This window comes from Candidatus Pelagibacter communis, assembly GCF_001180225.1.
GTDB classification, from domain to species: Bacteria; Pseudomonadota; Alphaproteobacteria; order Pelagibacterales; family Pelagibacteraceae; genus Pelagibacter; species Pelagibacter ubique_D.
In genome coordinates, this window is the sequence record NZ_CVST01000060.1 from 1 (window position 1) to 1525 (window position 1525).

The 1525-nt window shown below is 23.9% G+C and carries 2 protein-coding genes and 1 pseudogene; 2 read left to right on the top strand and 1 reads right to left on the bottom strand.

Annotated elements, in window-relative coordinates:
- The coding region (locus AMN99_RS04925; RefSeq protein WP_075506710.1) for a TatD family hydrolase at positions 1–528 on the top strand (528 nt) is incomplete at its 5' end.
- A 5-nt stretch (positions 529–533) separates the two neighbouring features.
- Positions 534–1304, top strand: a complete 771-nt coding sequence (locus tag AMN99_RS04930) for an MBL fold metallo-hydrolase (protein ID WP_075506711.1) — start codon at positions 534–536, stop codon at positions 1302–1304.
- On the opposite strand, the pseudogene AMN99_RS05805 reads toward AMN99_RS04930, so the two are convergent.
- Positions 1299–1525: pseudogene (locus tag AMN99_RS05805) on the bottom strand (glutathione peroxidase); the annotation flags it as partial. The gene AMN99_RS04930 and the pseudogene AMN99_RS05805 sit on opposite strands and share 6 nt — an antisense overlap.

Sequence of the window (1525 nt, forward strand, 5' to 3'; positions counted from 1 at the left end):
AACTTAAAAAATAACAAAAAAATTATAGGTATTGGTGAAACTGGATTAGATTTTTATTATAATAATAGTGAAAAAGATAAACAAATTGCCAGTTTTAAAGAACATATAGAAGCTTCAATAAAGACCAATGTTCCTCTAATTGTTCATTCAAGAAATGCTGAAGACGAAACATTTGAAATTCTAAATCAATATAAAGATGAGAATATTAAAATTTTAATGCATTGTTTTACTGGTTCAAAAGAATTTTCAGAAAAATTATTATCTTTAAATTCTTACTTTTCTGCTAGTGGAATAATTACTTTTAAAAATTCAGTTGATTTACAAGAGACATTTAAATCAATCCCAAATGAAAATATTTTAATTGAAACCGATAGTCCCTTTTTGGCGCCAGTGCCAAATAGAGGAAAAAAAAATGAACCATCATTTATCAATTTTACAGCTGAAAAATTAGCTGAAATAAAGAATATTTCAAAAAAAGAACTGGTAGAGATTACTACAAATAATTTTAATAAACTTTTTTTTAATTAACAAATATGAAATTTATTATTTTAGGCTGTGGTAGTTCAATGGGTGTACCAAGACCAGATGGTTTTTTTGGAAATTGTGACCCAAATAATAAAAAAAATTACAGAACAAGATGCTCAGCTTTATTGAAAACTACTAATGAAAATATACTAATAGATACTTCACCAGATTTAAGAGAACAACTTTTAAGACATAAAATTAAAAAAATAAATAAAGTTCTTTTTTCTCATATGCATGGAGATCAAACCCATGGAATTAATGATTTAAGATCTTTTTATATAAATAGCAGAAAACAAATTGATGTTTATGCGGATAGTGATACTTCAAAATATCTTAAAAATTCATTTTCATACATTTTCAAAAGTTACTCAAAAGAATATCCAGCAACATTAAATTTAAATAAATTGCCAAAAAATATTTATACAAGAAATAAGAATAAAAAAATTAATATTCAATCTATTACGGTTGAGCATGGTAAGGTTGATTCAAATTGTTTTATTATTGATAAAAAATTAGCTTATATCAGTGATGTAAGTAAAATTTTTAAAAAAGATTTCAAATATTTTAAAAACTTGAAATATTTAATAATTGATTGTTTATGGTACAATTTTCACCCATCACATTTCAACTTGGAAAGTTCACTTAATATAATCAAAATGTTCAATCCCAAAAAAGCTATTCTTACAAATTTATCACCAGTTTTAGATTATAAAGTACTTAAAAAGTTATTACCTAAAAATGTTATACCTGCTCATGATGGTTTAACTTTAGAATTATAAAATATTTTCAATTGATTTAATTAACTTTTTTGACATTGGTTTAGTAAAAGATGCAAATGTATCTTCAACTTTTCCTTCTTTGTTAATTAAAATTTTATGAAAATTCCATTTTGGAACAGCAGATTTACCATGATTATCTTTTGCCCATTTGAAAAGTTCATGAGCATTTTCTCCTTTAACTTCTGTGATAGTTGTAAGTGGGAAATTGATATTAAAATTTA

Coding starts and splice junctions, on each gene's coding strand:
- AMN99_RS04930 (WP_075506711.1), top strand. CDS start 534: ATGAAATTTATTATTTTAGGCTGTGGTAGTTCAATGGGTGTACCAAGA.